This is a genomic window from Sphingomonas arenae, assembly GCF_016924655.1.
In the GTDB taxonomy this organism is placed as follows: Bacteria; Pseudomonadota; Alphaproteobacteria; order Sphingomonadales; family Sphingomonadaceae; genus Sphingomicrobium; species Sphingomicrobium arenae.
Genome location: NZ_JAFFJU010000001.1, coordinates 443,298 through 467,970 on the forward strand (window position 1 = coordinate 443,298; position 24,673 = coordinate 467,970).

The window sequence follows — 24,673 nt, forward strand, 5'->3', positions numbered from 1 at the left end:
GCTTAGCGGGGCTGCTGGTCCGAGGGTGGCGGCGGTGCGACGGGGTCCTGCACGCGGGGGTTCGGCGTGACATCGATCGGCCGGTCCTGCGCGCCCAACCGTCGCTGCTCCTCGAACCGCTTCTTCTGCTCGTCGTCATCCTCCGACAAGCCTTGCTTGAAGCTCTTCAGTCCCTTGGCGACATCGCTCATCATCGCCGAGAACCGATTGCCGCCGAACAGCAGCAGGATGACGACGCCGAGGATGAGCCAGTGAATGAGGCTGAAACCGCCCATGGGAATAAACTCCTAAACCGGGGCCGTATCTAGTCGTCTTCGTCGACGCTTTCCAGTTGCAGTTGGCTGAAGGCCTCGTCGAGCGGATCGAGCAGGCCGGCCGCCTTGAGGTCGTCGATCCCTGGGAGGTCGCGGCGCGAGCCCAGACCGAAGTGGGCCAGGAACTCGGCAGTGGTTGCATAGAGCAGCGGACGACCAGGTCCTTCGCGCCGTCCGGCCGGCCGCACCCATCCGGCTTCCATCAGCACATCGAGCGTGCCTTTCGAGATCTGGACGCCGCGGATCGCTTCGATCTCGGCGCGGCTCACGGGCTCGTGGTAGGCGATAATCGCCAGCGTTTCCGTCGCGGCGCGCGATAGCCGGCGAGGCTCCTCCCGGGTGCGGCGGAGAAGGTGCGCAAGGTCCGGCGCGGTCTGGAAGTGCCACCGCCCGCCCCGCTCGACCAGTTCGATGCCGCGCCCAGCGTAGTCGTCCGTCAGGCTGTTGAGGGCGGCAGACACGTCTCCATCCCCTGCGTGGAGAGCGATCTCGTCCGGCGTCAGCGGCTCGGTGGACGCAAATAGCGTGGCCTCGACCGCGCGGGTGAATTCATCACGGATCATGCGGCGCGGATCATCAGCGGGGCGAATGGGCCGTCCTGCTGGATCACGACCCTCCCCTTGCGCGCCAGTTCCAGTGCTGCGGCAAAGGAGGATGCGAGCGCCGACCGACGGTAGGCCGAATCCTGGGTCGAGGGGAGGAAGGATTCGATTCGAGCCCATTCGAGACGACTGCCGACCAGTGCTGCGACCCGTTCGATCGCGGCCTCTAGGGTCAGGACGGCGCGGTGCGCGACGATGTGCATCGCGGGGGCCGTGCGGGCGCGCACACCGCCGTAAGCAGAGAACAGGTCGTAGGCCGTCGCCTGCCAGGCCGCCTTGCGGACCAGTCGCAGACCTTCCGGAGTTCCACGGATGAAGACGTCGCGCCCGATCCGGTCACGGCCCATCAGCCGTGCGCCCGCTTCCCGCATTGCATCGAGCCGCTGGAGCCGCAACTGCAGCCTGGCCGCGAGCTCTTCCGGCGAGGGGTCCTGCTCCGGATCCTTCGGCAGCAGCAGACAGGATTTCAGATAGGCGAGCCACGCCGCCATCACCAGGTAATCGGCGGCGATCTCCAGCTTCAGCGCTCGGGCGTCGGCGATGAACACGAGATATTGTTCGACCAGCTGAAGGATGGAGATTCGCGCCAGATCGACCTTCTGGGCCCGAGCGAGGCTCAGCAGCAGGTCGAGCGGCCCCTCCCATGCGCCAAGACTGAGCGTCAGCTCGTCATTGCGGCGGAGCGGCAGTTCGTCGGTCACGAGCCGGAGACTAAACAGTCTTCATGTCACGGCAAGACCGTCAGACGAGCGCGAGCAGCTCGTCCCGCTTGGCCGATGCTTCCGCAAGGTCCGGGCCGGCATCGTCCACCATGGTTCCCGCCATGGCACGTGCGAGCCGGGCTTCCCCCTCGTTCGTCATTGCTCCGACATGCTTGGCGACATCGAGCATTTCGTCGAACTTGCCCGAGCAATGCAGGGTAGCGTCACAGCCAGCCCTGAGGGCTGCGGCCGAGCGCTCGCCGGCACTGCCACTGAGCGCCTGCATGCCTATGTCGTCCGTCATCAGGAACCCGTGAAAACCGATCCGGCCGCGGATGATCTCTTCGATGATCGTGGGCGATTGGCTGGACGGGTGATCGGCGTCCCAAGTGGTGTAGACGATATGGGCGACCATCCCCATGGGCGCGTGAGCCAGCCGCTCGAACGGCTCGAGATCGATGTCCAGCTCCTCGGAGGTTGCCGTGACGATCGGTAGTTCCTTATGGCTGTCCACCAGCGCCCGGCCGTGGCCCGGTATGTGCTTGAGGACCCCGATCACCCCGGCGGACGCCATGCCATCGAGCACCGCCCGCCCGAGAGCCGCAACCTGCATCGGTTCACCGCCATAGGCGCGATCACCGACGATATCGGTCGCGCCGGGCTGGCGCACGTCCAGCATGGGGAGGCAATTCACGTTGATCCCGACAGCACTCAGCATCAGCGCGATGGCACGCGCGTTCATGCGCGCCGCCTCGATCGCTGACGATGGCGCCACCTGGTAGAGCCGATTGAAGGTCTCGCCGCGCGGGAAGCTGGGCCAAACCGGCGGCTGCATGCGAGCGACACGGCCGCCTTCCTGATCGATCAGGATCGGCAGGTCAGCCCTGCCATGGAGCGATCGGAGATCATCTGTCAGGCTTCGCAATTGTTCTGCATCGCAACAATTACGCCTGAACAAAATGTAGCCGGCGGGATCCGCCTCGCGGAAGAAATCGCGCTCGTCCGGTGTGAGTTCCGGCCCCGCAAGGCCATAGATCGCCGCCTGCATCAGCGCACCACGAAGCAGTCTTCACCCGCTACCTTCAGCAGCTGGCAGGCTCGCTGCGCCTCGGCCGGCGAGGTTGCGCCCGCACGAAGACGGTAGCCGGTGCGACCCTTGGTCGAAAACGGAATGACGATCTTGTTCATCGCGCCAATGGCCGAGAAGCGGCTGGAGAGCGCTTTCCAGGCCGCCTCCGCCTGCGCGGGGCTGTCGTAGGCGCCCAACTGGACTGCACTTCCCGACGACACAGGAGTCGCCGACGGCGCGGCCGGTTCGTCAGCAGCCACCTTCTCCTCATTGCTGGGGAGGCGCTTGGGAGAGGTCTCTTCCGCGGGCGCGGGCTTCGGCTTGGCAAGCGGAGTTTCGGGCACTGCCCCGAGGTCCAGCTGGGCCTCCGTTTCCTCGCCAGCGCTGGTCGCATAAGCCGTGCCGCTGTCTCCCGCCACGTCCAGGCCGCCCGGGTTCTCCGGCTTCATCTTGTAGGGACCGGGCTCGGCCTTGATCAGTTCGGGTGGTCCACTGCCACCATTGCCGGTGCTGCGCCCAAGCCAGAACAGGGTGCCGGCCACCAGTGCCGCGCCGAGAAGAACGACCGCAAGGGCGGCGAGCATCTTCCTGGCCGACAGCGCCTGCGGCTCATCCTCGTCCTCGACTGCTTCCAGCCACGGGAGAGCCTCCTCATCGCCACCCCGGACCACCTGACGAACGTCCATCAATCGACCACTCACTCCAAGCCGCCCTGCTCCCGGTCATGCGCAGGCATATGCCAGCGCGCCGGAATTGCGAAGCGGGTGTGATCCCGTCTCCGGATCACCTTCGCTCGCGTGTCAGCGCATCTCCTCCGCTGCCTCGACGCCCATCAACTTGAGCCCGGAGCGAACGACCTGCGCGACTGCGGTAGCCAGTTCGATCCGCGCCCGGCTGAGTTCCGGCTGGTCCTCCAGCAGGAACCGACGCGACGGGTCATCATTGCCCCTATTCCAGAGCGCGTGGAAGGCTGCCGCCAGATCATAGAGGTAAAAGGCGATGCGGTGTGGCTCATGGGACAGTGCGGCGCCCTCGACCACGCGCGGAAATTGGGCCGCGAGCTTGACGAGCCCGAGTTCCTCTTCGTCCAGCAGCGACAGGTCGGCCGTGTCCGCCACGGGCAATGTGCCGGCCGCCGCCTTGCGTTGGAGCGAGGAAATCCGCGCATGGGCGTACTGCACGTAGAAGACCGGGTTGTCCTTCGACGCCTCCACGACTTTGGCGAAGTCGAAGTCGAGCATGCTGTCCGTCCGCTTGGTCAGCATCATGAAGCGCACGACGTCCTTGCCGACTTCCTGGACGACGTCGGCCAGCGTGACGAAGGAGCCCGACCGCTTCGACATCTTCACCGGCTCGCCTGCCCGGAACAGCCGGACCATCTGGACCAGCTTGACGTCCAGGTCGACGTGGCCATCCGTCAGCGCCGTCACGGCCGCCTGGATGCGCTTGACGGTCCCGGAATGGTCCGCCCCCCAGATGTTGACGAGGTGATCGGCACTTTCAGCCTTCTGCAGGTGGTAAGCGGCGTCGGCCCCGAAATAGGTCCAGCTCCCGTCCGACTTCCTCATTGGCCGGTCCTGGTCGTCCCCGAACTCGGTCGAGCGGAACAGGGTCAGTTCGACCGGCTCCCACTCGTCATGCTCATCGAGGCTCTTGGGTCGCTCAAGCTGGCCTTCATAGACGAGCCCCTTGGCCCGTAGCGTCTCCAGCGCGCGTTCGGGCGCACCGGACGCCTGCAGTTCGGCCTCCGACGCGAACTTGTCGTGGTGAATGCCCAGCAGCGCGAGATCGTGGCGGATGAGGTCCATCATGGCCGAGACCGTCTTGCGCTTGAACAGCTGCAGCCAGTCGGCCTCCGGCGAGCCGGCATAAAGATCGCCGAACTCGGAGGCGAGGAGAACCCCGACCGGCTTCAGATAGTCTCCGGGATAGAGACCCTCCGGGATTTCGCCGATGTCTTCACCAAGCGCCTCACGATAGCGGAGGTGGGCGGAGCGGGCCAACGTGTCGACCTGGCTGCCCGCATCGTTGACGTAATACTCTCGCGTGACGCGAAAACCCGCGGCTTCGAGGAGGCTGGCGAGCGCATCGCCAACCACCGCACCGCGGCAGTGACCCATGTGCATGGGACCGGTCGGATTGGCCGAAACATATTCGACGTTGACCCGCTCACCCTTGCCCACGTCACGCCGGCCATAGGAGTCGCCCTCGCGAAGGATCGTCGCGAGCTCCGTCCGCCAGCTGTCCGGGGCAAGTCGCACGTTGATGAACCCGGGACCGGCGATCTCCACGCCGACCACATCTGCCGCCTGTTCAAGCCTGGAGGCGATCAGCCCGGCGAGCGCCCGCGGGTTGGTGCCGGCGCTCTTCGCCAGGACCATCGCCGCGTTCGTGGCCAAGTCTCCGTGGTTCGCGTCTCGGGGCGGTTCGACGGCCACTCCGCGGCGGTTGAGCTCGCCGGGCAACGATCCGTCGGCCACAAGGCCATCGAGAATCTGGTCGAGGAGATCGGAATAGCGGGCGTAAAGGCTCAAGGTCAGTCACCGAGTTGCGGAGAAGCGAGCGCTCCTAGCGCAGCGCCCGCTCTTCGTCACGCCTCGGCGCTCGCCTCTAAAGGCACCACGTCATACCCATGCGGAGCCGCTCCTGCCGACCAGTCCTGCGACCCGCGCAACTGGGCCACGCGCCGCATGAGCTTGGGGAACTTGCGCCACCAGATGCGTGGCCGATGCTCCCACAGACGAGCCAGTTCGAGCGCGGGATGATGGAAGTTGAGCGCGATACTCACCCGGTCGCCGGGCCCGTTGTGCGGCTCGACGCTATGGAAGAGCGTCGCGGGGAAGATGATAATCTCCCCTTCTGCCGGGATATGCCGAAAGGTGCGCGACGGCTGACCTCCCTTCGGTCGCAGCCCGGTCCCGCGCTCCTCGAGCACCAGCGCACCGCCGACCTCTTCGCGGGCGATGTCGGGCAGATCGACGTAATAGCAGGCGGACCAATTCCAGTTCCGCTGGGCATGGGTGTGGCTGATGTTGTGACCACCGGGCGGATTGACATTCGCCCAGCCGTTCAGGCGCCAGCTGCCGAGCAGTTCGGAGTTCGCGACGGCATCTCCGCTCCAGATGAGACTGCTCTGCCGAACGCAAGCCGTTGCCCAGCGTACCAGTTCCAGGAAGCCGGGTTCCTCCCATGCCGGCAGGTCAGTGTCGGAGTGCCAACCGTCCCGGTTGGTGCGCACGATGCCCGGCTCCGACGCGCGCCTGTGGCGAATGGTTTCGAGCAGTTGCGACTTGCGTTGCTCGGCCTCGTTCCACTTCCAGATGAACACGGGAACGGGAAACAGGTCGAGCCGCCGGCCACCTTCCTCGGGGGCAGCGCTAGCCGAGCTTCGATCCGTGGGTCGGTTCGCAAGCGTGGCCATGCCTATGGGTTCCCATCACTAGAGTTTCAGCAGTTCTGCTGCATCCTGCTTCGCCTGCTCACTTGCCGCAAGTTCGGGCCATATCGGCCGCAGCATCCTCTTGAGACCAACTCCGCGCGTGAGTTCGGCATAGTCGCCGTCCCAGGCGGCGTTGATCTCGAGTAGCATCGGACCCTGCTCCGTCAGCGCGATGTCTGCGCCCGCCAACGGGCATTCGGGACAGACCGCCGCAGCGCGCAGAGCCAGGTCCAAGGCCTCGAACCAGAGCGGAAGCCTGGTTCCGGTAATCTGGGCACCGGTCACCGGATGATGCGAATATTCGGTGAGGAGAAAACGCTGCCCCTGCGATCGGCCATAGGCCTTGAGGATCTCCCCGGTGCGCTCGTCGATCGAGGCAAGGATATTGCCATTTCGGCCGCCACCGAAGTTGTCGACGATTCCCGGCCGCCCCATCAGCTTGAGGAAGTGGAACAGGAGAATTGGGCCACCCTTCAGCATCGCGGTCGTGATCCGGAGCCCGCACAGCCCCAGCTGGCCACCCAGGGGTGTCAGGTCCGGGTGGGATCGAAGGCGCGGCTGGATCAGCGTGCCCATCGGGTCGGCATCCGCCAGTAGCCGGTCGGACAGCTGGCTCGTCGACAGGGTGACCCCGTCCACCATCCAGGTGGAACCATGCCGCTGCAACAGGCGGACCTTGCCGCCGCGGCTCCCGCCAGCCGGCTTGGCGATTAGCTCGGGTGGAGCGGAGTCGAGAACCCGGGCCAGCGTTGCGGAATCGTGCACCACGGTATGCCGTCCCGCATGGGGGTGCCTGCTCTCGTCACGACCGACCACGGCCACGATTGGCGCAGCGGCGACGCCGTGCTCAGCGTACCGATCCGAGGTCACCAGCTTGTCCTCAACCAGCCGGCCTCCATCCAAGTCCCAGTTGAGGCGCTGCAGGGCGGAATGGAGCTGGCCCCAATAGCGAACCGAGTCGACGACCTGACTGGTTGGTCGCGAGCAAAGACCGCTCTGCACCGCGTTCGCCGGACGGATGCGGATGCGTAGGCGAGCGTTCAGCGCGCGAACGATAATGGCGGGAGCGGTGGAAGGATCATGACGGACCGCCTCCAGGATGAAGGCGAGCCAATCTCCGATGCCGGCTCCAAAAGGGCGACGCCTGTAATCGGAAGAGCTCGCAGGTCGCGTGGCCTCAACTGTACCGCTCTCGATACTACACAACGCTCGATCAGCTCCCTGCGACTGCCGCTGGATATACCGCGAAGACTTACAGGTAAATCGAGAGCGTTGAACAAAATCTTTACAGCAAATGTTTTACTTCGCCGCATTGGACCGGAACCTCAGAAGCGATCGGGCAATTCCACAGGCCCCACCAGTTCCTCATGCCGGCGAATGGCGAATGGGTCGGTCATCCCAGCAATGTAGTCTGCCACGGTCCGGGCCCGCTGAACCTCGTCTTTCGTGACGTGAATCCAGCGCTCTGGGAGCAGCGATGGGTCACCGAGGTACGCCTGCGCGAGGTTGGAGACCACCCGTTGCGCCTCGCGGCGGACGGGCTGGAGCTGAGGCGCGTTATAGAGGTTCCGATAAAGGAACTGCTTCAGCCGTCGCTCCTCGGCCGCCATCGCGTGCGAAAAGCCGACCAGAGCCTGACCGGCATGACGGACCTCATCGAGCGACCGAACCCCGCTGTCGGCGACCCGCCGCTCAGTCTCAGAGATCAGGTCGCCGACCATTGTTCCGATCTGGTCGCGGACTACGGCGCGCAACTTGCGGTCGAGCGAGATGCCGGGATGTCGAGCGTCGACCAGAGCCCAGTGCCGCGCCACCAGTGGAACCTCCAGCAGCGCTTCGAGATCGATCACGCCTGAGCGCAGGCCGTCGTCGATATCGTGGTTGTCGTAGGCAATGTCGTCGGCCAGAGCGGCAACCTGCGCCTCAAGGCTGGGCCAGGTTGTCAGTTCGAGGCTGAATTGGTGATCGGCTTCCGCCAGCGCCCAGGCAGGCCTAGCAACGGGGCCGTTGTGTTTGGCCAGGCCCTCCAGCGCCTCCCATGTCAGATTAAGGCCGTCGAAGTCGGGATAAGGCGTCTCAAGACGGCTGACCAGGCGCAGCGTATGGCCATTGTGGTCGAACCCGCCCCATTGCGCGAGCGCTGCATCGAGCGCGTCTTCGCCCGCGTGACCGAACGGAGGGTGACCGAGGTCATGGGCGAGGCACAGTGCTTCGGTCAGGTCCTCATTGAGCCCGAGGACCCGCGCGATGGTGCGGCCGATCTGGGCAACCTCGATGGAGTGGGTCAGGCGTACGCGATAGTGGTCACCGTCCGGCGCAACGAACACCTGGGTCTTTTGCCTGAGCCGGCGGAAGGACACGCAGTGGACGATCCGGTCACGGTCGCGCTGGAAGGCGTCGCGCGGTCCGCGGGGCCCGGACTGGCCTTCGGGAAAAGCGCGGCCGCGCGAGCCGGACGGATGAGCGGCAAGCTCGGTGGGCAGGCCCATCCCTATGGCAGTTTCCGGACAGCCTGCCCTTGGGCGCTGGTCCACGGGAAGGCGTCGACCCGAGCCGTTTCGAGGTCGTCGGCGAAAATCCGGGCGTCGTCCGCATCGCGGAAGGGGCCGATCAGCAGCCGTGCCTTGCTCGGTTCCTCCGCGACATAGCCGCTGATCCCATCAAGAAGCTCACTGTTGCGGGACTTGATTCGGCGAAATTGATCCGCAAGCGCGGCAGCACTCTGCCCGCTCGCCAACTGGACCCAGTAGCGACGCGGTGCGGGAGCGGCCCGGGCAACAACCGGCTGCGCGATGGCCAATTGTGCTGCCGGCGGAGGTGGAACAGGCTGCGTTATGGCGGGCGTTGCAGCTGAAGACGTCGACACGGACGGGGACGCTTTCAGCAATTGCTCGATTTCCGCCATGCGGTCCGGCCGTGGTCCGACCGGCACCGTCGACGCATAGCTACCGTAGGCGGGAGATGACTGGTCGTCACCGGGGAGCTGGCCGAAGTGCACGGCCGCTGCCTTCTCGTTCGGCCTCAAGCTCGGCAACTGGCGAAAGAATGGGTCCATGCTGGCAGCCATGCCGGGCGCTACCACTGTCACGGCCGTTCTGGCGCCGGCCGCATCCCCACTCAGCGCCAGCACCAATGCGCGAGTGCGGATTGCACCAGGATCGCGACGGGCCAGCAGCGGATCTAGGATCGCCAGCGCTTCAGCCTTCCGGCCGCTAATGCCGAGGCTCAGGGCAAGCCGGCGACGCGCCTCCGCACCATCGATGCCGTTCAACGCGACGCGATAATCGGATTGCGCGCGGGCTTGGTCGCCGAGAAGATCGAATGCCAGCCCCCGCTCGAGCGCGACACTCGCCTGGGTGGCACCGAGCCGTTGCGCCTGCTCGAACGCCCGTAATGCGGCCTGAGGTTCGAGCAGGTGGACGAGCGCTGCGCCCTGCCCGATCTTCGGCACCCAACTGGTCGGATGAACCTCTTCCGCCCGCCCGAAGAAGCCTGCCGCCGCCTGCGCATCGCCAAGGTCGAGCGCGGCCTGACCGGCCCCGACCAGCGCGTCATAGTTGCGCGGGCTGCCCGCCAGAATGCGGATGTTGCGGGCGAGCGCCGCTTCCGGTGTCTCCGGCGTTCCAGCGGCAGGCGGTGGTGGAGGGGGAGGCGCTCCCCCGCCGATGTACTGCCCCGCAGCCGACCCCGGCAGTGCCGCAGCCGCAAGAAGCGCCAGCAATGTGGTGCGAACCATTCCCATCCCCGTAGCGGGTCCTACCTTGCCGGGAGCTTGCTGGAAGCAGGCGAGCGGCAAGGCGTGTTCAAGAGCGGGTGAGCGGTGCGAAAAACCCCGGCGGTCAGGCCGGGGCTCTCCGTTTCCAGTAAGCACTCTCACCGGCGCTGCCGGCGGGCCACTACTGATTGTTCTGGCGGTTCAGGAAGCGAGGGATGTCCAGCGGCTCGCGACGGATGGTCGGGGTCGGCTCGTCTTCGACCTTGGCCGCGCCGCGGGCGATGTTCGACATCCGCTCGAACAAGGTGCCGCTCTCGCGGGCGAACTTGGAACGAGGAGCTTCGTCCTCCTCCGACTTGGGCGGGGCGATCGGAGGAACCCCGACCGGCGAGGTCAGGATATCGTCGCTGTCGAGAAGCAACTCGTCCGAGCCCTCGTCCGATCCGAGATCGAGCGGAGCTTCGACCTTCGTCTCCGCAACGACGGGCTTTGGAGCCATGGTCGACGTCGGAGCCGAAGTGGGTGCGCTCGCGACAGGCGCCGCCGTCGCGGCGCTCGTGCGACCCGGGAAGCTGTACACCTTGCTGCTGGTGGACGCCGGCTGGTGCGACGCTTCAGCCTCGATGCCGGTTGCGACAACGGAGACGCGGATGCGGCCATCGAGATCGTTGTTGAAAGCCGAACCCCAGATGATGTTCGCGTCAGGGTCGACCAGTTCCTTGATGTGGCTGGCCGCCTCGTCGACCTCCATGAGGCGCATGTCCTCGCCGCCGGTGATCGAGATGATGACACCCTTCGCGCCCCGCATCGACACGCCGTCGAGCAGCGGATTGCTGATCGCCTTCTCGGCCGCCTCAATGGCCCGATTGTCGCCGGACGCCTCGCCGGTGCCCATCATCGCCTTGCCCATCTCGCTCATCACCGAGCGGACGTCGGCGAAGTCGAGGTTGATGAGGCCGGGCATGACCATCAGGTCGGTGATGCCGCGGACGCCCTGCTGCAGGACCTCGTCGGCCATCTCGAAAGCTTCCTTGAAGGTCGTCTCCGAGTTGGCGAGCCGGAACAGGTTCTGGTTCGGGATGACGATCAGCGTGTCAACGTGCTGCTGCAGCTCTTCGATGCCGGCCTCGGCAGCGCGGGAGCGGCGAGCGCCTTCGAAGGCGAACGGCTTGGTGACCACACCGACCGTCAGGATGCCGCGGTCACGCGCGGCCTTGGCGATCACGGGAGCAGCACCCGTTCCAGTGCCGCCGCCCATTCCGGCGGCGATGAAGCACATGTGCGCGCCGTCCAAGGTGCGCTCGAGTTCCTCGAGCGTCTCTTCGGCAGCGGCCCGACCGATCTCCGGACGCGAACCCGCGCCGAGCCCCTGGGTGATCTTCGGACCGAGCTGGACACGACGGTCGGCAAGCGACTGGTTCAGCGCCTGCGCATCCGTGTTGGCGACAAGGAAGTCGACGCCCTGCACGTCCCGGCGGATCATGTTGGCAATGGCGTTCCCACCAGCGCCGCCCACACCGATAACGCTGATCCGCGGCCGCAATTCGTCGACCGCCGGACGGATGAAATCGATGCTCATGGATGCAAGCTCCCCCTCGAGCGACTAGCGCGTTGAACCCTCAAGATGAATCTATGAATCGCCGGACTCCGCGGCACAAGCGAAAAAGTTAACGATGGAGGCAAAAACACGGCGGAATGTGTCACTTCGGACTCATGTGATTCAGAGTGGGACAGAAGAGGGAGCACTCCGCCGCGCGTTAACCATCAAGCGCCCCGCATGGCGGCGACGAGCCGCCCGATCAGACCGGTCGGCGCCTTCTTCTCCTTGACCGCGCCGAGCGCCAGATCGCGAATATCGCCGGTGCCGCTCCCCGCCAGCATGGCGAGGCCGACGAGGGTCGCGAACCCCGGTCCGCTGTGAGCATCCGGCAGGCCGGTGATCGCCTTGGGCCGCCCCACGCGGACCGCTCGGCCGAGTACCCCCTGCATGAAGTCAGCGATGTTCTTCAATTCCGCGCCGCCGCCGGTCAGGACGACCTGCCGTCCGACCGGTCCCGTGAACCCAAGGCTCTTCAGCGCGGCGTCGACCTGGTTGGTAATCTCCTCCACCCGCTGGCGAATGACCGTCATCAGCTGTGCACGGCTGATCCGCAGCGGCTCACCCCCCTCGTCCGAGCCGATCCCCGTGGCCTCAATCATTTCGTGATTGTCGCGCGGGCTGGTCATGGCCGAGCCATGGAAGCACTTCATGCGCTCGGCATCCCGACGTCGCACTCCGAAAGCGCAGGCGATGTCGTCCGTGATGTCCTTCGCTCCCAGCGGAATGGAGCGGAGACCGACCAGCATACCGCCGGCGTGAAGCGACACGTTGGTGACCTCGGCCCCAAGTTCCACCAGCGCCACGCCGAGGTCGCGCTCTTCCTGGGTCAGACAGGCCAGGGCCGACGCTATCGGCGCGGCTACGATCGCCTTCACGCCAAGATGCGCTTGGCGAATGGTGAGGTCGATGTTGCGCAAGGGGGCCGGATCGGCCGCGATGACGTGAATGTCGACACCGAGCCGGTCGGCGTGGAGCCCCACCGGCTGCACCACGCCCTCGACTCCATCCAGGGTGTAGAGCGCGGGATGGGCGTGGAGCACGACCTGGCCCGGTCGGTCGATAGCCCCCGTTCCGGCGGCGAGCAGTTCCGCTACGTCGGACTGTTCGATCTGATGACCGCCGAGCTCCGCCTCGACATTTGCGATGTCGCTGACGAGACCACCCGCGCCATAGCTTGCCCAGACGTCATCGATGGTCAGGCCCGACATGCGCTCGGCCTGTTCGACAGCTTCGCGAACCGCCACTTCGCTCGCCTCCATGTCGGTGATGTAGCCGCGTTTCACGCCGCGGCTCTCGCGCTGGCCGGTCCCCAGCACGCGGAGACGCCCATCGTCGTCACGGGTGACGATCAATGCCGAGACCTTGGACGACCCGATGTCCAGCGCGCCGATCAGCGGGCGATCGGCGCCGTTCTTCAACCCTCCAACCGCCATCAGCTCGGAACTTCCTGCGTCTCGGTGATGGTCTCGCCAGGAGCACGGGGAAGACGGACGATCATCTTGCCCGGGATTCGCAGATCGAAGCGCTTTATGTCACGGCCGAGCAGGCCCGCGCTGCGATCCATCTTCGCAAACTTCACCAGCGCGTCCGTCGCGGCCTTCTCCCCCTCCGGCAGGGCAACGGTCTCTCCCGTCTGGAAGGCGACATCCCAGCGGCGATTGCCGATCCAGGTGGCGGAAGCGAGCTGCGGCTTGAGCGTCGGCACTTTGGCCATGATCCGGTTGAGTTGATCCGCCCGGCGGTTGGCACCAGCCCCGACGAGAAGCGGCAGGTCCGGCATCCGGTCGACGGGCACGCGGTCGAGCACCACGCCGTCGGCGTCCACCAGCGAGAGCTGCTGTTTGTTCTGCCAAAGGGCGGCGGGCGTCCGTTCCACAATGTCGATGACCAGCATGTCGGGCAGTCGGCGCGACACGCGCGCGTCCTTGACCCAACCATAACCCATCAGCTGTTCACGCATCTGGTCCGCATCGACCAGCGCCTGGGGAGGCTTGCAGTCGTCCTTACCCGCAGCGGCAGCGGCACGGCACAGTTCAGCCGTGACCACGGCATCGACTTTCTTGCGCTGCATGCGCTTGAGGCCGACGATCTGGTAGCCGTCCACCTCGAACCCTGCATCGCCCATGGCGGTGCCGGCAGCGCGCCCGGCTTTGGCCGGCACATCCAGCGCGATGATTGCCACCAGCGCCAAGGCTACGACGAATAGGCCGAAAGCCCATCCCGCGACACGGCTCGCGCTCTTCTGGTTGACCGGAAGGGTCCTCGCGATCGACTTCGACGCGCGTGCCGGCGCCTTGCGCGGCCGTGATCCCGCTCCGCTCCCCCGGCGGACGGTCTGTGCGTTCATCCGCGGCCCTCCAGTGCTTCGGCGATGATGCGCTCCACGAGCTCACCGTAGCTGATGCCCTTCTGCCGCGCCTGCTCCGGCACCAGGCTGAGCGGTGTCATGCCAGGCTGGGTATTGACCTCCAGCAGGTAAATGCCTTCCACTCCCTGCCTGTCGTCCCATCGGAAATCCGATCGAGACGCACCCTTGCAACCGAGAACCCGGTGAGCGGTGGCGGCCATGTCGAGCATGGCCTGGGCAATGTCGTCGGGAATCTGGGCCGGGCAGATATGCTCCGTCAGTCCATCCGTATACTTGCTGTCGAAGTCGTAGAAGCCGACCTTGGGCTTGAGTTCGGTGACACACAGCGCCTCGTCGCCCAGCACCGCCACGGTGAGTTCGTGCCCGGCGATGAACGGCTCGGCGAGTAACTCTTCGAACTGCTGCCAGGGGCCTTCCACGTCACGCCCGATCGGATTGCCAGTGTTGCCATCGGCCGTGACGATCGCGACCCCTACGGACGAGCCTTCGTTGACCGGCTTCAGGACATAGGGCCGGGGCAGCGGGTCACGCTGGTAGAGGGCCTCGCTGCGTACCATGGTGCCCCTCGGCATCCGGACGCCGGCGGGGACAAGCAGCAGCTTGGTCAGTTCCTTATCGATGGCGATGGCCGACGTGGTGACCCCCGAGTGGGTGTAGGGGATCTGCATCAGCTCCAGCATGCCCTGCACGGTGCCATCTTCGCCGGGCGATCCATGAAGCGCGTTGAAGACGATGTCCGGTCGAAGCTCGTCAAGCACGTGAGCGACGTTCCGGTCCATGTCGACCTCGGTCACCCGGGCCCAGCCCCGCTCCCGAAGGGCGGCGGCGACTCCGCGCCCGCTCATCAGGGAGACCTCGCGCTCGGAGGACCAGCCACCCATTAGGACGGCGACGTGAAGATCTCGGTTCAGCATTTCGTCAGCCCCGCGCAGGCGGGGGTCCAGCTCCGGTCGCCCCCAACCCGTCCAGAGGTTGGGAGAAGGATTCGCGCTTTCGCGGGAATGACTGACCGAGGAATCACTTTTCCACTCCCACGCGTTGGATTTCCCACTCGAGCTCGACACCGCTGTGCTCCCGAACGCGGCGGCGGACCTCCTCGCCCAACGCCTCAATGTCGGCACTGCTGGCGGTACCGAGATTGAGCAGGAAGTTGCAATGCTTTTCCGAGACTTGGGCGCCGCCGAGCGTCAGCCCCCGGCATCCGGCCGCGTCGATCGCCTGCCATGCTTTCTGCGGCAGCGGATTCTTGAAGGTCGAGCCACCCGTACGACTGCGCAGTGGCTGGCTTTCCTCGCGACTGGCGGCGATACGATCCATCTCAGCCTGGATATCCGCCGGATCACCAGGCTTCCCGCGGAACGTTGCGCTGACGACAATGGCCTGCTCCGGCAGCTCGGAGTGCCGGTAGGTGTAGCCAAGGTCAGCGTTGGACAAGGTCCGAACCTCGCCCGAGCGGAGGACGACCTCCGCCTCGACCAGGATGTCCTTGACCTCACGCCCGTAGGCGCCGCCGTTCATTCGGACGAAGCCGCCCACGGTGCCGGGAATCGAGCGAAGGAACTCCACTCCCCCAATCCCCGCATCTCGCGCGGTGGACGAAACGAGGATGCCCGAGGCCCCTCCTCCGCACCGAAGCGTCACCGGATCGAGCTGCTCGACCTTCGCGAACGCCTTCCCGAGCCTCACCACCACGCCCGGCACTCCGCCGTCCCGGATGATGAGGTTGGACCCGAGCCCCAGCGCCATCACCGGCACAGTGGGGTCCAGGTTGCGGAGGAAGCTCACGAGGTCATCATGGTCCGCCGGCTCGAACAGCGACTGCGCCGCTCCGCCCGACTTGAACCATACTAGCGGGGCGAGCGGCGCGTGCGCCTTGAGCTTGCCGCGGACCGCCGGAAGAGTGGCGACGCTCACTTGTGGGTCCTCGCGTCGCAGATCCCGTCCGCCAGCCTGGCCGCCCACTTGGTGATGTCTCCAGCGCCCATGCAGATGACCAGGTCGCCCTCGGCTGCCAGGTCCCGCAAGGCGTGGCAAAGGTCATCGAGATCGCTCACCGTGCGAACCATGCGGTGGCCGTGCGCGCGGATGCCCTCGGCAAGAGCGGTTGCATCGACTCCTTCGATCGGCTGCTCCCCGGCCGCGTAGACCGGTGCGACGAGGACCACGTCGGCATCGTTGAACGCGTTGGTGAAGTCCTCCATCAAATCGCGCAGCCGGGTGAAGCGATGCGGCTGGACGACGGCGATCACCCGCCCCTCCGCACTGTCCCGGGCCGCCGACAGCACGGCACGTATTTCGACGGGGTGATGCGCATAATCGTCGATGATGACCGCGCCGTCGACTTCTCCGACGCGGGTGAAGCGGCGCTTCACGCCCTTGAAGCGCTCGAACCCGCGAGCGATCGTCGCGTCATCAAGGCCCAACTCCATGCCGACAGCGATCGCCGCGAGCGCGTTCTGAACGTTGTGACGTCCAGGCATGGGCAGGCGCACGCCTTCAATCATCCGCCGCTCGCCCGAGCGGTCCAGCACCCGTGCGTCGAAGCGGGATCCCCCGTCCGCCGCAACGACATTCTCCGCCCGCAAATCGGCGAGGGCCGAGAAGCCGTAGGTCACGATCCGACGATCACGGATGCGGGACAAGATATTCTGCACCTCGGGATGGTCGACGCACATGACCGCTAGGCCATAGAAGGGCACGTTTTCGATGAACTCGACGTAGGCGTCCTTGGCGCGATCGAAATCGCCGTAATGTTCGAGGTGCTCGGGATCGATGTTGGTCACGACTGCGATGGTGCCGTCCAGGCGCAGAAAGCTCCCGTCGCTTTCGTCCGCTTCGACCACCATCCAGTCGCTCTTGCCCAGCCGAGCGTTGGAGCCGTAGCTGTTGATGATCCCGCCGTTGATCACGGTCGGGTCCATGCCGCCTGCGTCGAGCAGCGCCGCGACCATCGAGGTGGTCGTGGTCTTCCCGTGCGTGCCTGCGACCGCGATGGTGTTCTGCATCCGCATCAGCTCGGCCAGCATCTCGGCCCGGCGGACACGGGGAATGCGGCGCTCGGTCGCGGCCTGCAGTTCGGGGTTGTCGGGGCGGATGGCGGTCGAGGTGACGACCACCGCCGCATCGCCCAAATTGTCGGCGCTCTGTCCGATCATCACCGGAATGCCGGCCTTGCGCAGTCCTTCGGTGACGTAGCTTTCCACCTGATCCGAGCCCTGCACCTTGTAGCCGAGCTGGTGCATCACTTCCGCGATCCCCGACATGCCGATGCCGCCGATGCCGATGAAGTGGATAGTGCCGATATCGCGCCCGAATGCCTTCACGCCGCTGCCCCTGCGGGAGCGAAGCCGATGCCCTGCTCACGGCTTTCGACCGAGGCACGACCGACCAGCAATGGCGCCTGCTTGTTGGCGACGCGCTCGACCAGGTCCGCGAGGTCGCGGGCAGCATGCGGGCGGCCCACCGACAATGCTCGGCCCGCGGCATTGGCGAGCGCCTGAGGGTCCGCGGCCAGCGCCTCGATCTGCCGGGCGAGCCGTTCCGGCGTGAACTGATCCTGCGCGATCATCCTGGCACCGCCGGCACGCGCCATCTCCCTGGCGTTGGCGGTCTGGTGATCGTCGGTGGCACTGGGCAGCGGGATCAGGATGGCGGGACGCCCCGCCGTCGTCAGTTCCGCAATCGTGGAAGCGCCCGCACGCGCGATGATCAGATGCGCCTCGGCCAGCTTGGCGGGCATGTCCTCGATATAGGTCATCAGCTCGGCGGGAATCTCGAGCAAGCGGTAGGCGTCGCGGACCTGTTCGATATCGTCGGGTCGGCACTGCTGCACGACCTGGAGACGGTGGCGCAAGGATGGCTTGAGCTCGCCGAGGCCGGCAGGAACGATCTGGCCGAGGATCGAGGCGCCCTGACTTCCCCCGGTCACCAGGATCTTCAGCGGAGCCGTATCGTCAAAGGCGGGGAACGGCATCTCGCCAAGACGGACCACCGCCTCGCGCACGGGATTGCCGACCAGCACCGTCTTCGATTCGAAGGCGGGCTTCAGGCGCTCTACCCGCTCGTAAGCCGTGGCGATGGCATGGGCCTCGCGGGCAACCAAGCGGTTCACTCGGCCGAGCACCGCATTCTGCTCGTGGAGCACGGTCGGGATCTTGGACGCGCTGGCGGCGATTAGCGACGGAAACGCCGGATAGCCGCCGAAACCAACGACCGCGTCCGGCCGGTGTTGGCGATACAAGTTCCGTGCGTCCCGCCGACCGGCGAGCACGCTCCGCCCGGCACGCAACCAGCCGAGCGGCCCTCCGCCAAGCCGCCCAGCCGGAAGCACGTGAACCGGCACGTTCTCGAACAGGCCCGGGATGCGCGCACCCCGCTCGTCGGTGATCAGCAGCACGCCGTGACCGCGGCTGCGGAGCTCTGCGGCGAGCGCATGGGCCGGGATCATGTGGCCACCGGTACCCCCGGCGGCGAGGACGAAGTTCATTTGGCCGAAGGCTCCCCGCTCCATTTCACGACATAGGGCGAGCGCTTCAGATACGGGTTTCTGCGCGTCAAGGCGAGCAGCAGGCCCATGGCGATCGACAGGGCCAGCATCGACGAGCCGCCATAGGATATGAACGGCAGGGTCATGCCCTTGGACGGGGCGATCTGCACGTTCACCGCCATGTTGATCAGGGCCTGCAACCCAAACTGGATCGCGAGGCCGGCGGCGGCCAGAATGGCGAAGCTGCTCTCCTCGTCGAGCAGCTTCACCAGCACTCGGGCGACGATGCCGAGGTAAAGGCAGGCAATGGCGATGCAGGCGATCAGGCCGAACTCCTCGCCGATCACGGAAAAAATGTAGTCGGTGTGCGGTTCCGGCAGGCCGAACTTGCGGGTACCGCCGCCCGGACCCATCCCGAACAGGCCGCCCGCGGTCAGCGTGCGCATGGCATTCTCGACCTGGAAGTTGTCGCCTTCCCCGAACAGGAAGCCGTCAATGCGGACGGTGGCCACGGGGTAGAAGAAGTAAGCGAGGATCACTCCCAGGACCGCGCCGCCGGCCAGGATGCCAAGCGTCCGGAAGGAGATGCCGGCCAGCGCCATCATCGCGATCCACACGGCGCCGAAGATGATGGTCGAACCAAAGTCCGGCTGCAGCATCAGCAACACCGCAACGAAGCCGACCAGCCCCGCGGAGAGCGGGAAGACCGGAAGCGCCCTGTCCTTCTCCCGCAGCGAAAGCAGCCAGGCCATGGCGACGACGAAGAAGGGCTTCAGGAACTCGGAGGGCTGGAACTGGGTGAAACCGACCCCGATCCAGCGCCGGGCGCCGTTCACTTCGGGCCCGATCACGGGCACGAACATCAAGGCAGCGAGAAAGATGGCGGTGCCGATGAGGCCGATGCGCTGCACCCGCTCCCGCGGGAGCATGGAGATGGCGATCATGACCGGGACCGAGAGGGCGATCCAGACGATCTGGCGATAGAAATAATGAAGCGGCGCAAAGGTGACGTTGCCGCCGGAATAGCGCTCTGCCGCAGCCGGCGATGCGGCGGCAACGGCGACGAGGCCAATGCCGATCAGCACGGTCACCATCAGCAGGAGAACGCGGTCGATCTCCCAGAACCAGCGGCCCAGCGCCGAGCGGTCCGAGCGGCCGTAGCGGCTCGGGTCCATGAACGGCGCGGCTTTCAGCTTGCCCGACAGGATCGTGCTCATAGGTCCCCCACCAACGCCTTGAAGGCGTCCCCCCGTGCTTCGAAGTCGCGGAATTGGTCGAACGAAGCGCAGGCCGGGGAGAGTAGAACAACATCCCCCGCCTGTGAATCCGCCGCGGCACGTTTCACCGCATTTTCAAGCGTTTCGCATTCGGTAACGTGCACGTCGGCTGCGCGGAGCAGTTGCGCAAACATCGGGCCCGCCTCGCCGATGGTGTAGGCGTGGTCCACATGGTCGAGGTGCTTGGCCGTGTCGCCGAGGTCCTTGGTCTTCGCCTGCCCGCCGACGATCCACCGCACCCGCGGGTAAGCCGCCAGTGCAGGCGCGGCGGCTTCGGGGTTGGTGGCCTTGCTGTCGTTGATGAAGACGACGCCGTCGTGCTCGCGCACGCGCTCCATGCGGTGCGGGAGGCCGGGGTAGGTGCGGCAGCCTTCAAAGAAGGCCAACGTGTCGTTAATCGGCAGATTGAACCGCCCACTGAGTATCTTCACGACGTCCCAGGCGGCGGCTGCATTCTGGCGATTGTGTGGACCCTGCAAAGCGGGCCAATCCCGCCCCGAATTTCGCTCAAGTTCTTGGATGGCCTTCAGGTGTCCACCGCCTTGTCGATAGGGGTCAGGAAGCAGGCCGCTGTAAGCCAACTCCCACGGGTACAACGCCAAACTCCGGGGAGATTGCATCTGCAACAGCCGCGCCTTCGACGCCGCATACGCCTCGAAGCTCTCGTACCGGTCGAGGTGATCCGGCGTGATGTTGAGCAGCACCGCGACGTCGCAGTCGAGGCTCTGGGTCAAGTCGATCTGGAAGCTTGACAGCTCCAGCACATAGACGCCGCCCTCCGGCAGCGGGTCCTGAGCGAGGATCGGCAGGCCGATGTTGCCGCCCATGGTCGTCGGCACGCCCGCGGTGCGGAGGATGTGGTGGACCAGCGCGGTTGTGGTGCTCTTCCCATTGGTGCCGGTGATCCCGACCACCTTGTGCGGCGGAAGCTCAGGCCGGGCGCGGGCGAACAGCTCGATGTCGCCGATGATCTCGAGGCTGGCGGCGCGGGCGCGGGCGGCGAGCGGGTGAGTGTTGAGGGGAACGCCGGGGGAGACGACGAGGGAGTCGAAGAGGCTAAAGTCGGCGGTGTTCAGGTCCAGCAGCTCAGCACCGCCCGCTTGCGCCCTCGCCTCCTCCCGCTCATCCCAAGCCGTCACCCTGGCCCCGCTCGCCAGCAGGGCACGCACTGTTGCCAACCCGGAGCGCGCCAGACCGTAGACCGCGTAATGCTTGCCCGCCCAGGCCTTGGCCGTGATCACCGCAGCTTGAGGGTGCTGAGGCCCGCGAGCGCCAGCACGAAGGCAATGATCCAGAAGCGGATCACGACCGTCGGCTCGCTCCAGCCCTTGTGCTCGAAATGGTGGTGGATCGGCGCCATCAGGAAGACACGCTTGCCGGTGCGCTTGTAGACGAACACCTGGATGATGACGCTCAAGGCCTCCACCACGAACAGGCCGCCGATCACCGCCAGCACGAATTCGTGGTGCGTCGCGACCGCCACGGCTCCCAGCGCTCCGCCCAGCGCCAGGCTACCCGTGTCCCCCATGAACACGGCAGCCGGGGGCGCGTTGAACCACAAGAAGGCGAGGCAGGCACCAACCACCGCTAGCAGAAGGACCGTGAGGTCGCCGACGCCCGGCACATGCGGGATGCCGAGGTAGGTCGCGAAGCGGGCGTTCCCGACAAGGTAGGCGATCAGCACGAAGGCCAGCGCCGCGATAACGACGGGCATGGTCGCAAGACCGTCGAGCCCGTCGGTCAGGTTCACGGCATTGCCGAACGCCACGATCACGAACGCTCCGAAAGCGATATACAGCCAGCCGATGTCCAGCACCGCGCCTTGGACGAACGGCAGGTAAAGGTTGGTCCCGGAAACACGCACCATCAGCCAGGTTGCCGCGCCGGCGATCACGAATTCGAGCAGCAGCCGCAGCTTGCCGGGGATCCCCGCGTGGTGCGCCTTCTTGACCTTGTCGTAATCGTCGAGGAACCCGATAACCCCGAAGCCGATGGTGACCAGCAAGCAGGCCCAGACGTAGGAATTGGTGAGGTCCATCCACAGCAGCACGGCGATGGTCAGCGATACTAGGATGAGCAGGCCGCCCATGGTCGGCGTGCCGCGCTTCGCCAGGTGGGTTTGCGGACCGTCCACGCGGATCGGCTGTCCCTTGCCCTGCCGCACCCGGAGGTAGTTGATGAACCAGGGGCCGAGCAGCAGGCCGATCGCGAGCGCGGTGGCCGTTGCGGCGCCGGCGCGGAAGCTGATGTAGCGCACAAGGTTGAGGAGCCCGGGGAACCCAAGCTGTTCTGCGATCAGGTAGAGCATGTCGCGGCGCCCCCTGCCACTCGCTCCACCAATCGGGCAAGCCCGACGCCATTCGATGCCTTGACCAGCACCGCATCTCCCGCACGGATCGTCCCGAGCAGGCGGTCGGTGGCGTCCTCTGCCGTTCCGACGCGTGAGATGGAAATCCGACCGGCCAATGCGTCCTCCAGGGGGCGGGTTTCGTCCCCGACCAGGATCAACTGCTCGACGTTCGCCGCCAGGATGTGCGGGGCAAGGCCCGCATGCGCCTCGTCGCTGTGCTCTCCCAGCTCGCGCATCGTGCCGAGAACCGCGATCCGCCGGCCTTGTACCGGCTCGGCGGCGAGGTTCTTGAGCGTCGCCGCCATGCTGGCGGGATTGGCGTTGTAGCTTTCGTCGATCAGCAGCGCCTCACCCCCTTCCAGGGGAATGCGCAGGCGCTCGCCCCGACCCTTCAGTCCGCCCATGTCTCCAAGGGCGAGGCCGGCGGCCGCCAGGTCGGCTCCCGCGGCCTCCACGCAGGCGAGAACGGCAAGGGAGTTCGACACCCAATGCTCGCCCGGCTGCGCGATGTTGTAGGTCAATTCGCTGTCCAGCAGGCGGGCGGTGACCAGGCTTCCACCATTCTCCGCTCGAACCGCATGGACGGCGGTCACGTCGGCGTCGCCGATTCCGAAGGTCACGATTTGGGCAGCATGACGCCGCGCCGCGCGAAGCAGGCGGTCGCGATGGGGCGTGTCGTTCGGCAGGATCGCGGTTCCGCCCGGCTGAAGACCTTCGAAGATCTCGGCCTTGGCATCCGCGATCGCCTCCATGGAGCCGAGGTTCTCAATATGGGCGGGCGCAATGGCGGTGATCAGGGCGATGTGCGGCCCGACCAGCGCGGTCAGTTGCCGGATCTCGTTGGCGTGGTTCATGCCCATCTCGAACACGCCAAACACCGTGTCGCGGGGCATGCGGGCAAGGCTCAGCGGAACGCCCGTGTGATTGTTGTAGCTCTTGACCGATCGATGGACCTTGCCGCGATGGCGGCGCTCGAGTGCGGCGGCGAGCGCTTCCTTCGTGCTGGTCTTTCCGACGGAGCCGGTGACGCCAAGAATCGTCGCGTCGACCCGGTTGCGGGCGGCGAGAGCAAGCGCCGTCAGGGCGGCGGCAGTATCCTCCACGAGGACGTGGGGACCGTCGACATGCCGGCTGACGATCGCCCCGGCTGCACCGGCGGCGAACGCCTTGGTGACGAATTGGTGACCGTCGGCGACGGTGCCGGGCATCGCTACGAAGAGCGAGCCGGGCTCCACCTCACGGCTGTCGAAGGTCACGCTCAAGACCTCGAACGGCTCCGAAGCGCGGCCGCCCGTCGCCTGTTCGATCTCGGCGGAGGTCCACAGGGGAGCGCTCATGTGGCGCACTCCCGCGCGACCTGCACGTCGTCGAACGGGAGGATGCGGCCGGCGATCTCCTGCCCGGTCTCGTGACCCTTGCCCGCGAGCAGGATGATGTCGCCCGCCTGCGCCATGGCGATCGCATGGGCGATGGCCTCGCGGCGGCCGTCGATCTCGATCGCTCCGGGTGCGCCGGCGAGGACTTCGGAGCGGATTGCAGCCGGATCTTCGCTGCGCGGGTTGTCGTCGGTGACGATCACCACGTCGCTGAGCTGGACCGCGACCTGCCCCATCTCCGGGCGCTTGCCCTGGTCGCGGTCGCCGCCAGCGCCGAAGATGGTGATGAGCTTGCCTTCCACGTGAGGACGAAGGGCCGCGATGGCCGCCTCTAGCGCGTCGGGGGTGTGCGCGTAATCGACGTAGATCGGAGCGCCGGAACGGGTGATTACCGCCCTTTCCAGCCGTCCGCGGACGGGGGAAACGCGGCCCATGGCCTGGAAGGTCGAGTCCCATGTTCCGCCGGTCGCGAGCACCAGCCCTGCGGCGACGAGGACGTTGGCGGCCTGGTACGCGCCGATGAGAGGGAGGACGAGCTTCTGTTCCTTGCCGCCTTCGTGGCGGAGGGTCAGCGTTTGTCCGAGCGCGCTCGGGACCTGGTCGAGGAGATCGATGGTGCCGCCGCCCGGGCCGACGGTCAGCAGAGCGAGGTCGCGCTGGCGGACTCGGTCGATCACGGAGGCGCTGCGCGGGTCCCCGGTCCAGACGACGGCCGACCCGTTGAGTGACACAACCTCGTCGAAAAGACGCATCTTTGCGTCGAAATACGCGTCCATTGTGCCGTGATAATCGAGATGATCGCGCGAAAAGTTCGTGAAAGCGGCGGCGCGGACCGGCAGCCCTTCACTGCGATACTGATCGAGGCCGTGGCTGGAAGCTTCGTAGGCGACATGGCTGATGCCCATGCGCTCCATGCCCGCCATGTTCTGGAGGAAGGTGACGATGTCCGGGGTCGTGAGGCCCGTCCGAACCTGGTCGTCCGCGGTTGTGACGCCGAGGGTGCCGACGGATCCGGAGCGGTGGCCGGCCATGCGCCACATCTGGCGGGCCATCTCGACAGTGGAGGTCTTGCCGTTTGTGCCGGTGACGGCGACCACCACTTCGGGATAGGGCGCGAAATACTTGGCGGCGAGCTGGGCGAAGAGGCGGCGGGGTTGCGGGTCGGCGAGGTGAGCCGCGCCTTCGACCTTGGCCTCGGGACGAGCCACGACGGCAACGGCGCCGTGCTTCACGGCTTCGGGGATGAAGTCCTCGCCATTGAAGCGGCTGCCCTGAAAGGCGCCGAACACGGTGCCGGGAGCGACCTTGCGGTGGTCGATCGCAAAGCCGGTCACTTCGGAATCGCCGCCGATGCCCGTGAGCTCCACCAGGCGCAT

The 24,673-nt window shown here is 66.2% G+C and carries 22 protein-coding genes; all 22 read right to left on the reverse strand.

The window, feature by feature from the left end; all coding sequences use genetic code 11:
* Positions 1 to 2 precede the first annotated feature (2 nt).
* Entirely contained in the window at positions 3 to 275 is a 273-nt protein-coding gene (locus JT720_RS02245; protein ID WP_205479075.1) for a twin-arginine translocase TatA/TatE family subunit, read from the reverse strand.
* A 29-nt stretch (positions 276 to 304) separates the two neighbouring features.
* Positions 305 to 877, reverse strand: a complete 573-nt coding sequence (gene scpB, locus JT720_RS02250) for an SMC-Scp complex subunit ScpB (RefSeq protein ID WP_205479077.1) — start codon at positions 875 to 877, stop codon at positions 305 to 307.
* Positions 874 to 1,617, reverse strand: a complete 744-nt coding sequence (locus JT720_RS02255) for a segregation/condensation protein A (RefSeq protein WP_205479079.1) — start codon at positions 1,615 to 1,617, stop codon at positions 874 to 876. Before JT720_RS02255 ends, scpB begins: the two co-directional genes overlap by 4 nt.
* Positions 1,618 to 1,657: 40 nt before the next feature.
* The gene (nagZ, locus tag JT720_RS02260) at positions 1,658 to 2,665 is read right to left on the reverse strand and encodes a beta-N-acetylhexosaminidase (protein ID WP_205479081.1); all 1,008 of its coding nucleotides are present in this window, start codon (positions 2,663 to 2,665) and stop codon (positions 1,658 to 1,660) included.
* Positions 2,665 to 3,372: an SPOR domain-containing protein gene (locus tag JT720_RS02265; RefSeq protein WP_205479083.1), complete on the reverse strand. Its 708-nt coding sequence runs from the start codon at positions 3,370 to 3,372 to the stop codon at positions 2,665 to 2,667. The genes nagZ and JT720_RS02265 overlap by 1 nt, the downstream gene beginning before the upstream one ends.
* A gap of 114 nt (positions 3,373 to 3,486) precedes the next feature.
* Complete coding sequence (gene argS, locus JT720_RS02270; protein ID WP_205479085.1) at positions 3,487 to 5,220, reverse strand: arginine--tRNA ligase; 1,734 nt, start codon at positions 5,218 to 5,220, stop codon at positions 3,487 to 3,489.
* Positions 5,221 to 5,276: 56 nt separating this feature from the next.
* Positions 5,277 to 6,107 carry a putative 2OG-Fe(II) oxygenase gene (locus JT720_RS02275; protein WP_205479086.1) on the reverse strand — a complete coding sequence of 277 codons (831 nt, stop codon included), beginning with the start codon at positions 6,105 to 6,107 and terminating at the stop codon, positions 5,277 to 5,279.
* Positions 6,108 to 6,125: 18 nt separating this feature from the next.
* A complete protein-coding gene (locus JT720_RS02280) occupies positions 6,126 to 7,127 on the reverse strand; it encodes a sugar-transfer associated ATP-grasp domain-containing protein (protein WP_336511926.1) in 1,002 nt (333 codons plus the stop codon).
* Positions 7,128 to 7,450: 323 nt separating this feature from the next.
* Positions 7,451 to 8,614 carry a deoxyguanosinetriphosphate triphosphohydrolase gene (locus JT720_RS02285; protein WP_205479088.1) on the reverse strand — a complete coding sequence of 388 codons (1,164 nt, stop codon included), beginning with the start codon at positions 8,612 to 8,614 and terminating at the stop codon, positions 7,451 to 7,453.
* A 2-nt stretch (positions 8,615 to 8,616) separates the two neighbouring features.
* Complete coding sequence (locus tag JT720_RS02290) at positions 8,617 to 9,861, reverse strand: tetratricopeptide repeat protein (protein WP_205479089.1); 1,245 nt, start codon at positions 9,859 to 9,861, stop codon at positions 8,617 to 8,619.
* A gap of 160 nt (positions 9,862 to 10,021) precedes the next feature.
* The gene (gene ftsZ / locus JT720_RS02295) at positions 10,022 to 11,419 is read right to left on the reverse strand and encodes a cell division protein FtsZ (protein ID WP_205479090.1); all 1,398 of its coding nucleotides are present in this window, start codon (positions 11,417 to 11,419) and stop codon (positions 10,022 to 10,024) included.
* A 185-nt stretch (positions 11,420 to 11,604) separates the two neighbouring features.
* The gene (gene ftsA / locus JT720_RS02300) at positions 11,605 to 12,873 is read right to left on the reverse strand and encodes a cell division protein FtsA (RefSeq protein WP_205479091.1); all 1,269 of its coding nucleotides are present in this window, start codon (positions 12,871 to 12,873) and stop codon (positions 11,605 to 11,607) included.
* Entirely contained in the window at positions 12,873 to 13,787 is a 915-nt protein-coding gene (locus JT720_RS02305) for a cell division protein FtsQ/DivIB (RefSeq protein WP_205479092.1), read from the reverse strand. Before JT720_RS02305 ends, ftsA begins: the two co-directional genes overlap by 1 nt.
* A complete protein-coding gene (locus JT720_RS02310; RefSeq protein ID WP_205479093.1) occupies positions 13,784 to 14,722 on the reverse strand; it encodes a D-alanine--D-alanine ligase in 939 nt (312 codons plus the stop codon). Before JT720_RS02310 ends, JT720_RS02305 begins: the two co-directional genes overlap by 4 nt.
* A gap of 103 nt (positions 14,723 to 14,825) precedes the next feature.
* Positions 14,826 to 15,722 carry a UDP-N-acetylmuramate dehydrogenase gene (murB, locus tag JT720_RS02315; protein WP_205479094.1) on the reverse strand — a complete coding sequence of 299 codons (897 nt, stop codon included), beginning with the start codon at positions 15,720 to 15,722 and terminating at the stop codon, positions 14,826 to 14,828.
* A complete protein-coding gene (murC, locus tag JT720_RS02320) occupies positions 15,719 to 17,131 on the reverse strand; it encodes a UDP-N-acetylmuramate--L-alanine ligase (protein WP_205479096.1) in 1,413 nt (470 codons plus the stop codon). Before murC ends, murB begins: the two co-directional genes overlap by 4 nt.
* Entirely contained in the window at positions 17,128 to 18,294 is a 1,167-nt protein-coding gene (murG, locus tag JT720_RS02325; protein ID WP_205479097.1) for an undecaprenyldiphospho-muramoylpentapeptide beta-N-acetylglucosaminyltransferase, read from the reverse strand. Before murG ends, murC begins: the two co-directional genes overlap by 4 nt.
* Entirely contained in the window at positions 18,291 to 19,511 is a 1,221-nt protein-coding gene (locus tag JT720_RS02330) for an FtsW/RodA/SpoVE family cell cycle protein (protein WP_205479099.1), read from the reverse strand. The genes murG and JT720_RS02330 overlap by 4 nt, the downstream gene beginning before the upstream one ends.
* Complete coding sequence (murD, locus tag JT720_RS02335) at positions 19,508 to 20,812, reverse strand: UDP-N-acetylmuramoyl-L-alanine--D-glutamate ligase (RefSeq protein WP_205479101.1); 1,305 nt, start codon at positions 20,810 to 20,812, stop codon at positions 19,508 to 19,510. The genes JT720_RS02330 and murD overlap by 4 nt, the downstream gene beginning before the upstream one ends.
* Complete coding sequence (gene mraY, locus JT720_RS02340; protein WP_205479103.1) at positions 20,809 to 21,879, reverse strand: phospho-N-acetylmuramoyl-pentapeptide-transferase; 1,071 nt, start codon at positions 21,877 to 21,879, stop codon at positions 20,809 to 20,811. The genes murD and mraY overlap by 4 nt, the downstream gene beginning before the upstream one ends.
* Positions 21,867 to 23,258 carry a UDP-N-acetylmuramoyl-tripeptide--D-alanyl-D-alanine ligase gene (locus JT720_RS02345; RefSeq protein ID WP_205479105.1) on the reverse strand — a complete coding sequence of 464 codons (1,392 nt, stop codon included), beginning with the start codon at positions 23,256 to 23,258 and terminating at the stop codon, positions 21,867 to 21,869. Before JT720_RS02345 ends, mraY begins: the two co-directional genes overlap by 13 nt.
* Positions 23,255 to 24,673 carry a UDP-N-acetylmuramoyl-L-alanyl-D-glutamate--2,6-diaminopimelate ligase gene (locus JT720_RS02350; protein ID WP_205479107.1) on the reverse strand — a complete coding sequence of 473 codons (1,419 nt, stop codon included), beginning with the start codon at positions 24,671 to 24,673 and terminating at the stop codon, positions 23,255 to 23,257. Before JT720_RS02350 ends, JT720_RS02345 begins: the two co-directional genes overlap by 4 nt.